We start from the raw sequence: 9,321 nt of genomic DNA on the forward strand, positions 1-9,321 counted from the left end.
GGGCGCGCCCCTGCTTTGCGCCGCCCCGCTGCATCGCCGGCGGGCGCCGACCCTCATGCTTATTCCGCTGCGGTTCGCTCTGGCCGCCGCGAAACGCTTCAACCGCCTGCTCGACCGGCTGGGGCTTGCTGTTTTTTGTTGTGGTGGCGTGGGGTGGGAAAAGCCACGGGGTCGCGCCACCGCGCGCCCCGTTGGCTTTGCCCACCCTACGAATTAGCCACAAACTATCGCGGCGCGCGCTTTGCCAGGATTCGCTGCAGCGTTCGGCGGTGCATGTTGAGGCGGCGCGCGGTTTCCGAGACGTTGCGGTTGCACATCTCGTAGATGCGCTGGATGTGCTCCCAGCGTACGCGGTCGGCCGACATCGGGTTGGCCGGCGGTTCGGATTTCTCGGTGCCGCTCGCGAGCAATGCCGCGACGACATCGTCGGCGTCCGCGGGCTTCGAGAGATAGTCGATCGCGCCCATCTTCACCGCGGTCACGGCGGTGGCGATATTGCCGTAGCCAGTGAGCACGATCGCGCGCGCATCGGGGCGCTTGCGCTTCAATGCGGAGACGACGTCGAGGCCGTTGCCGTCGCCCAACCGCAGATCGACCACCGCAAACGCAGGCGCGGCCTTTCCGATCTGCGCCAGACCATCGGACACAGTATCGCAGGATGTCACGGTGAAGCCGCGGGTCTCCATGGCGCGCGACAGGCGCTCCAGGAACGGCTTGTCGTCCTCGACGATGAGCAATGAGCGGTCGGCTTGATCGTTCAGTTCGGCGATGGCGTTCACGGTTCTGCTATCCCTTCTCCAACACCAAAGATATGGCGTGTGACTGCGGCGATGCCAAGGCCACCCAAAACCGGTCGGTTAATGCGTCAAATTGTCGAATTGTGTTCAGCCCATCATTTCGTCGGCAGCTTCGCTCGTCTCGAACACGTCGCGCGGCCAGACGATCTGCACCACGGCGCCGTGATCGGGAAAGACGCGATTGGTGAAAGTGACCTTGGCGCCGGTGCGCTCCAGCAGGGTCCGCGCGATGAAAATGCCAAGACCAAGCCCCGCGCGGCCGTTTTGCGCCTCATCCGCGCTGCGGCGCCGCGACAAATAAGGCTCGCCGATCCGGTTCAGCATGTCAGGAGCGATGCCGGGGCCGTCATCGGAAATGACGATTTCGACGGTCTCGGCATTCCACCAGGCATTCACCTCGACGGTCTGGTTGGCGAAATCCACCGCATTTTCCAGGATGTTGCCGACGCCATAGAGGATCGCGGGATTGCGGGCGCCGACCGGTTCCGTGGTGACTGCGACAGCAAGCCGCACCTTGATTGCAACGCCGAAATCGCGGTGCGGCGCAACCGCCTCCTCGATCAGCGTCGACAGTTTCATCCGGTCGAACGGCGCTCCGGTGGAGGAGAGCTGGGTGATCTTGCTCAGGATGTCGCGGCAGCGCTGCGCCTGCTCGCGCAGCGTCTTCAGGTCGGCAGCGAGCGGGCCGTCCTTCACCGTACGTTCCAGTTCGCGCGAGATCAGGAAGATGGTCGAGAGCGGCGTCCCAAGCTCGTGCGCAGCCGCCGCGGCAAGGCCGTCGAGCTGGGTCAGATGCTGCTCGCGCGCCAGCACCAGTTCGGTCGCGGCCAGCGCGTCCGAGAGCTTTCGCGTGTCCTCGGTGACCTGGAACGCGTACAGGCTGGTGACACCGATCGCGAGCAGGATCGAGAGCCAGACGCCGAACAGGTAGATCGGCTGCAGCACCAGCGGATCGTCGGGGTCCCAGGGCAACGGAAAATGGAAGAACACCAGCGCCGACGCGCAGGCGACCGCAAGGCAGCCAAGCGCGATCGTCAGCCGGACCGGCAGCGCGGTGGCGGAAATCAGGACCGGCGCCAGGAACAGGAACGAGAACGGATTCTGCAGGCCGCCGGTCAGGAACAACAGGCCGGCAAGCTCGACGATATTGAGCGCGAGCAGTGCTGCGGCATAGATCGGCTCCAACCGCTGCATCGGGTTGAACGCGATCTGCAGGGCGAGATTGAGCAGCGCCGACAGCGCGATGATGGCGATGCAGGGGATGACGGGAACGTCGAATTCCAGGCCCTGGGCGACGATGAAGATTGCGGCGAGCTGGCCAAGCGCGGCCAGCCAACGGAGCCGCAGAATCGTATCCAGACGGACATGGCGGCGTGGTTGGCGGAAATCTGAGGCGGCTACGTCGGTCATATCCTCACTTTAGCTACACGACAGCTCGATCACAAACGCGCGTGATCCGGCTGTGGCGGCGCCCGTCATGGCCGGGCTTGTCCCGGCCATCCACGTTCTTGCCGCAGGAAAGAGTAAGACGTGGATGCCCGGGACAAGCCCGGGCATGACGAGCTCCTTGCGCTCGGGGACCTGATGCCTCAATGAAACGGGTTGCATGAAGATCGAAGATACAATCTCGCGTAAGCCGCCAGCTTCCGATCCCGCAGCTCCGGCCGCGATCGATGTCGCGCATCTGGTGAAGGTCTACAAGGCCACCCGCGCGGTCGACGATGTCTCGTTTCGGATCGCGCGCGGCAGCATCACCGGGCTGCTCGGCGGCAACGGCGCCGGCAAGACCACGACGATCGCCATGATCATGGGCCTGGTGCTGCCGACCTCCGGCCGCATCCATGTGCTGGGCTTTCCGATGCCCGAACAGAGCGCCGAGGTGCTCGGGCGGATGAATTTCGAGAGCCCCTATGTCGACATGCCGATGCGGCTCACCGTGCGCCAGAACCTCACGATCTTCGGCCGGCTCTATGCCGTGCGGAATCTCGCAGACAGAATCGATCGGCTCGCCTCCGACCTCGATCTGCGCGACTTCATCGACCGCGCCAACGGCAAGCTTTCCGCCGGCCAGAAGACGCGCGTGGCGCTCGCCAAGGCACTGATCAACGAACCTGACCTGTTGCTCCTGGACGAGCCGACCGCCTCGCTCGATCCCGATACCGCCGATTGGGTGCGGCAGCACCTGGAGAACTACCGCAAGAGCCATAACGCGACCATTCTGCTCGCCTCGCACAACATGCTGGAGGTGGAGCGGCTGTGCGACCGCGTCATCATCATGAAGCGCGGCAAGATCGAGGATGACGATAGTCCCGACCGGATCATGGCCCGCTACAACCGCGACACGCTGGAAGAGGTGTTCCTGGACGTCGCCCGCGGCCGCACCCGGGAGAGCGCGACATGAGCGAGATTGCCGTCCATCGCGGGCTGTCGCTCAACCGCATCAACGCGATGGTGCTGCGCTATTGGTATCTCTTGCTGTCGTCCTGGCCGCGACTATTGGAACTGGTCTACTGGCCGGCGCTGCAGATCATCACCTGGGGTTTCCTGCAGAACTACATTTCGCAGACCTCGGGCTTCTTCGCGCAGGCCGGCGGCACCCTGATCGGCGCCGTCATCCTGTGGGACATCCTGTTCCGCGGTCAGCTCGGCTTTTCGATCTCGTTTCTGGAAGAGATGTGGGCGCGCAATCTCGGCAATCTCATGATGAGCCCGCTGAAGCCGATCGAGTTCCTGATCTCGCTGATGATCATGAGCCTGATCCGGCTCGCGATCGGCGTCGTTCCGATGACGCTGCTGGCGCTGTTCTTCTTCGGCTTCAACTTCTACGCCATCGGCCTGCCGCTGATCGCCTTCTTCTGCAACCTGATCTTCACGAGCTGGTCGGTCGGCATTTTCGCCTCCGGCCTCGTGCTGCGGAACGGACTCGGCGCGGAGAGCATCGTCTGGACGCTGATGTTCGCGCTGATGCCGCTCGCCTGCATCTATTATCCCGTCAGCGTCTTGCCGCCCTGGCTGCAGGTCGTCGCCTGGATGTTGCCGCCGACCTATGTGTTCGAGGGCATGCGGGCGCTCCTGATCGACCACGTCTTCCGCACTGAGCTGATGGTCGACGCCCTCGTCATCAACGCGGTGCTGCTTGTCGCGTCATTTGCGATCTTTCTTGCCCTTTTGCGCAGCGCCAAGCGCAACGGCTCGCTGCTCAGCGGAGGCGAATAACCTTCACTTTCCCGTGGATTCTCGGTTGTTTGGCGCTTTTTCGGCCGTATCTGTAGTGACAGATGCATTGACGCTTTATTACGCATTCGACAGTATGCTGCGTCGCAAACGAGGATTTTGAAGCAAATGCCGATTGGTGAATTTGGCGGCGCCCCGCCGCTGGCGGCCGAAGGCAGTCCGGCGCTCACGACGCCACTGTACTGGATGTACGAGATGGCGCATTCGTCGCTGAACCCGGCGCGCGCGGTGACCGACGCCACCAAGATCCTGTTTCAGAATCCGCTCAATCCGTGGACGCATACCGAAGTCGGCAAATCCGTCGCCGCGGCCTGCGAGTTGTTCGAGCGCACCACCCGCCGCTACGGCAAGCCGGAATGGGGCCTCGACGAGACCGAGGTCAATGGCGTGCGTACGGCGGTTGAAGTCCGCACGGTCTGGGAAAAGCCGTTCTGCCGGCTGCTCTATTTCGATCGCAAGCTGACCCGGCCGCTGCGCAGCCCCCAGCCGCGCGTGCTGATCGTGGCGCCGATGTCCGGCCATTACGCGACGCTGCTGCGTGGCACGGTCGAAGCCTTCCTGCCGACCCACGAGGTCTACATCACCGATTGGGCCGATGCGCGCATGGTGCCGCTGTCCGAAGGCCGCTTCGATCTCGATGACTATGTCGATTACCTCATCGAGATGCTGCATGCGCTTGGCGGCAACATGCATGTCATCGCGGTCTGCCAGCCCTCGGTGCCCGTGGTGGTCGCGGTCTCCCTCATGGAAGCGCGGCGTGATCCCTTCGTGCCGCTGTCGATGACGCTGATGGGCGGCCCGATCGACACCCGCCGCAATCCGACCGCGGTCAACAACCTCGCGGCCGAACGCGGCATCGAATGGTTCCGCAACAACGTCATCACCAAAGTGCCGTTCCCGCATCCTGGCATGATGCGCGACGTCTATCCGGGATTCCTGCAGCTCAACGGCTTCATCACCATGAATCTCGACCGCCACATGGATGCGCACAAGGCGCTGTTCGCCAATCTGGTGAAGGGCGATGGCGATCTCGTCGACAAGCACCGCGAATTCTATGACGAATATCTCGCGGTGATGGATCTGACCGCCGAGTATTATCTGCAGACGGTCGACCTCGTCTTCGTTAAGCACGCGCTGCCGAAGGGCGAGATGACCCATCGTGGCGAGCCGGTCGCTCCCTCCAAGATCAGGCGCGTTGCGTTGATGACGGTGGAAGGCGAGAAGGACGACATCTCCGGCCTTGGGCAGACCGAAGCGACGCATGCTTTGTGCACGTCAATTCCCGATCATCGCCGCGTGCATTACGTGCAGAAGGGCGTCGGACACTATGGTGTGTTCAACGGCTCGCGTTTCCGTGCTGAAATCGTGCCGCGCATCTCCGATTTCATGGTTTCGTCGGCCAATACACGGCTTTCCCTGGTCGCGGCTGCTGAATAGCGGTGTGATCGAGCCCGATTTGGGTGGGTTTATAAGTCGCTGAATTGATTAAAAGAATCCGGATTCGGCGATCGTTCAAGGAATGAGTTTTGACTCGTTCCTTAGAGGGTGATTTCGGGCCGGGTCGGTCCAAATTTTTCGGATTCCGACCCCACTATGTAGGGGTCAAATCGCGGGCAGCCTCTGTATATTGGGCAAATGATTTGTTTTTGCGCCGAGCGATTTCCCTGGCGGCGGATATGGCAGAATCCGGGCGAACTTCTCCTCCCCGGACTCTCAGAAATGGCCACTCGCGCGCTCCTCTATCGGCGGCCCGCCGAACCCTCGACTCTTCTCATCAAGCACGGCTCCCAATATTTCGCGATCAGGCTACGGCGGCATAGGCGCGCGCGTCGCTACACGCTTCGCATTCATCCAACTGACCGCGAAGCGATCCTCACGATGCCGCCGCGCGGCACCATCGCCGATGCGCGCGACTTCGCGCAGCTTCATGGCGGCTGGATCGCCGCGCGTCTTGGTCGCCTGCCGAAGGCGGCGCCGTTCCAACCCGGCACAGTGGTGCCGCTGCGCGGCGTGCCGCATCGGCTCGTGCATCGCGCCGGCGAGCGCGGCACGGTGTGGACCGAGATTCGTGACAGCGGCGAAAGGATTTTGTGCGTGGCCGGCGAGCCGGAGCACATGGACCGCCGCGTGCACGACTTCCTCAAGCGCGAAGCGCGCAAGGATTTGCACAAGGCGTCCTTGGCCTATGCGGCGGAACTCGGCGTGCGCGTGCGCCGCGTCTCGATCCGCGATCAATCGAGCCGCTGGGGTTCCTGCACCTCGCACGGATCGCTGTCGTTCTCCTGGCGCCTGATCCTCGCGCCGCCCTACGTGCTCGACTATCTCGCAGCGCATGAAGTCTCGCACCTGGTCGAGATGAATCACTCGCTGCGGTTCTGGAAAACCGTGGGCCGGATCTGCTCGTCAGTGGACCGCGCCAAGACCTGGCTCGACACCCACGGCAACGATCTGCATCGCTACGGTATCGAGGATTAGGGTTTCGACGTGTAGGATGGGTAGAGCGAAAGCGAAACTCATCATCTTCTTCGCCGCAGCGGCCCAATTGATGGGTTTCGCTTTGGCTCTACCCATCCTACGAAAGCTCTGTAGCCCGGATGGAGCGAAGCGCAATCCGGGACGGTCTCAAACGTAGATCGAACTGTCCCGGGTTACGCTTCGCTGCACCCGGGCTACGAGATCAGCGGGCTACGCAATCAGCGGCCGCCGAACAGGCGATCGACCAGCCAACCATCCAATCCCGCCGCAGCTTCCGGACGCGCACTGGGATTGGGCGGCGTGGAGGCGCGCGTCGGCGTCGGCGGCGGGCGATACTGACCGGCGGAAGGAACGGGTGAGGGCGGCGCGAGCGACTGCGGTGACGGCGCGCTGACCTGCGACGAGGCCTGCACCAGATTCGACAGCGCCCAGCCGACTTGCGCATTCGCCAGGCTGGCGACTGGCACGCCCTGGTGCGCCGTGCGCATGAAGCGGCTCCACACCTCCACCGGCAGCCCGCCGCCGGTCGCCTTCTTGGTCGGCGAATTGTCGTCATTGCCGAGCCAGACGCCGGTGACGAGATTGGCGGTGTAGCCGATGAACCAGGCGTCGCGGAAATCCTGGCTGGTGCCGGTCTTGCCGGCGGCGGTCCAGCCGGGGATTTCCGCCTTGCGCGCGGTGCCGGAGATCAGCGTCTCCATCATCATCGTGTTCATCATCGCGACATAGCGCGGCTCGATCACCCGGGCGAGTTGGTCGGCTGGCCGAACGTAGAGCAGCTTGCCTCTATCGGTGCGGATCCTCGTCACCACGTGCGGCGAGACGGCGGTGCCGCCATTGGCAAAGGGCGCGTAGGCGCCGACCAGTTCGATCACCGAGACCTCGGAGGTGCCGAGCGCGATTGAGGGATTGGCGTCGAGCTTGGAGGAGATGCCGAGCCGGTGCGCGGTCCGCACCACGTTCTTCGGGCCGACCTCGAGCCCGAGCCTGACCGCGACCGTGTTCAGCGACATCGCCAGCGCCTGCGTCAGCGTCACCGAGCCGAAATATTCGTGGGTGTAGTTCTCCGGCTTCCAGCCCTTGATATCGAGCGGGGCGTCAGTGCGGATCGTCTCCGGCGTCAGCCCGGCCTCGACCGCGGTGAGATAGACGAACGGCTTGAAGGCCGAGCCGGGCTGGCGCTTGGCGGTCACCGCGCGGTTGAACTGGCTCTCGGCATAGTTCCGTCCGCCCACCATGGCGCGCACTGCGCCATCGGGCGTCATCGCCACCAGCGCGCCCTGGGTGACGTTGAACTTCACGCTCTTGGCGGCAAGCTCGTCGATGATGGCGGCTTCGGCGACGTTCTGCAGCTTCGGATCGATCGTGGTCTCGACCGTGATGTTCTGGTCGATCTGGCCGACAAGGTCATCGAGCACTTCGCCGATCCAGTCGGCGACGTAGTTCACGGTGCCGGCGCCGGCCGGCTTCACGTTGTAGGAGGGATGGCCGATCGAGGCCTTCGCCTGCGCCTCGGTGATGAACTTGGCGTCCGCCATCGCTGACAGCACGATCTGCGCGCGCTGCTCGGCGCCTTCAGGATTGCGGTTCGGCGCCAGCCGCGATGGCGATTTGACCAGCCCTGCAAGCATCGCGGCTTCCGCCACGGTCACGTTCTTCGCCGACTTGCCGAAATAGCGTTGCGCCGCGGCCTCCACGCCATAGGCGCCGGAGCCGAAATAGACGCGGTTGAGATAGAGCTCCAAGATCTCGTTCTTGGAATGCTTGCGCTCCAGCCAGATCGCGAGCTCGGCCTCCTGCAGCTTGCGCTGCATGGTGCGTTCCTGGGTGAGGAACAGGTTCTTGGCGAGCTGCTGCGTCAGCGTCGAGCCGCCCTGCGACACGCCGCGACGCAGGAGATTGGTCACCGCTGCGCGCGCGATGCCGATCGGGTCGACGCCATAATGCGAGTAGAAGCGGCGGTCCTCGATGGCGATGAAGGCTTTCGGCAGGTATGGCGGCAGGTCCTTCAGCGCGACATTGGCGCCGGCCATTTCGCCCCGCTGCGCCAGCACGCTGCCGTCCATGCCAACGATCTGGATCGTCGGCGGCCGCTTGGGGATTTCGAGCGATTGGATCGGCGGCAGATGCGCGCCGACCCAGACCACGACGCCGACGACCGCAATCGCCGCCCACAGGCCGAGCACGACGCCCCAATAGAAGATGCGGCCGATCGAAGAGCCGCCGCGCGATTTCCGCCGTTTCCCGCCACTTGGGGCGGGCTTGCGCTCGCGCGGCGGTTCCGCACCGGCGTCACTGCTGCTGCGCTGCTTGGCGGATTTCTTCGGTCTGTCTTCGGGATTGGGGATGCGGTCGGCCGGCGAGAGCCGCAAATCGGCGAGCGCGGCCGGAAGCCCGAATAGCGGCTCCTTGCGCCCGCCGCTCTTTTTCTTTCCCCACGCCATCCACAAACGCTGCTCACACCACGTTCCGCCGCACGCTAGCGTTCCGGGTTTAAGGCCCGGTTACGCAAAGCTTAACGCGGGATTAGGAGGTGAGGCAGCGCCACATCGACGAAGCTGTAGAGCCGTAGGGTGGGCAAAGCGAAGCGTGCCCACCATCCACGGTCGGTGCAAGAAAGGTGGGCACGCTCCGCTTTGTCCACCCTACGCATCTGTGCGTCTTAACATCGGTTAGGAGGTGAGGCAGTGATCTTCCCCCGAAAAAGTGGACGGGTTTAAGCAGCTTTTAGCTCCATCTCGATCGGCGCGACATATCCGATGGCGGAATGGAGCCTCGTTCGATTGTAGAAGCCTTCGATGAAGGCGAAGATGTC

7 protein-coding genes and 1 pseudogene are annotated in these 9,321 nt (G+C 63.6%); 5 read left to right on the forward strand and 3 right to left on the reverse strand.

All coding sequences use genetic code 11. The features are described 5' to 3' along the window. Positions 1–217 (forward strand): annotated as a pseudogene (locus tag ACZYOF_RS39835) (hypothetical protein); the annotation flags it as partial. Positions 218–224: 7 nt separating this feature from the next. On the opposite strand, the gene ACZYOF_RS39840 reads toward ACZYOF_RS39835, so the two are convergent. Together ACZYOF_RS39840 and ACZYOF_RS39845 are read right to left on the reverse strand one after the other, a co-directional pair. Then, positions 225–779, reverse strand: a complete 555-nt coding sequence (locus ACZYOF_RS39840) for an ActR/PrrA/RegA family redox response regulator transcription factor (protein WP_027583039.1) — start codon at positions 777–779, stop codon at positions 225–227. Between the two features lie 105 nt (positions 780–884). After that, a complete protein-coding gene (locus ACZYOF_RS39845) occupies positions 885–2,207 on the reverse strand; it encodes an ActS/PrrB/RegB family redox-sensitive histidine kinase (protein WP_463719171.1) in 1,323 nt (440 codons plus the stop codon). Positions 2,208–2,403: 196 nt separating this feature from the next. Between ACZYOF_RS39845 and ACZYOF_RS39850 the strand changes: the two genes are divergently transcribed. From ACZYOF_RS39850 to ACZYOF_RS39865, 4 genes are all read left to right on the forward strand, one after another. Further along, positions 2,404–3,198 carry an ABC transporter ATP-binding protein gene (locus tag ACZYOF_RS39850; protein ID WP_282531370.1) on the forward strand — a complete coding sequence of 265 codons (795 nt, stop codon included), beginning with the start codon at positions 2,404–2,406 and terminating at the stop codon, positions 3,196–3,198. Then, a complete protein-coding gene (locus tag ACZYOF_RS39855) occupies positions 3,195–4,013 on the forward strand; it encodes an ABC transporter permease (protein ID WP_463719172.1) in 819 nt (272 codons plus the stop codon). Before ACZYOF_RS39850 ends, ACZYOF_RS39855 begins: the two co-directional genes overlap by 4 nt. A gap of 126 nt (positions 4,014–4,139) precedes the next feature. Beyond that, positions 4,140–5,468 carry a polyhydroxyalkanoate depolymerase gene (locus ACZYOF_RS39860; protein ID WP_463719173.1) on the forward strand — a complete coding sequence of 443 codons (1,329 nt, stop codon included), beginning with the start codon at positions 4,140–4,142 and terminating at the stop codon, positions 5,466–5,468. Between the two features lie 198 nt (positions 5,469–5,666). After that, positions 5,667–6,506: a M48 family metallopeptidase gene (locus ACZYOF_RS39865; protein ID WP_130580957.1), complete on the forward strand. Its 840-nt coding sequence runs from the start codon at positions 5,667–5,669 to the stop codon at positions 6,504–6,506. 218 nt (positions 6,507–6,724) lie between these two features. Here the strand turns inward: ACZYOF_RS39865 and ACZYOF_RS39870 are convergent, their stop codons facing one another. Beyond that, on the reverse strand, positions 6,725–8,950 hold the full coding sequence (locus ACZYOF_RS39870) for a transglycosylase domain-containing protein (RefSeq protein ID WP_463719174.1): 2,226 nt from the start codon (positions 8,948–8,950) through the stop codon (positions 6,725–6,727). Between the last annotated feature and the right edge of the window lie 371 nt (positions 8,951–9,321).

Source organism: Bradyrhizobium sp. LeoA1Lang, assembly GCF_055413685.1.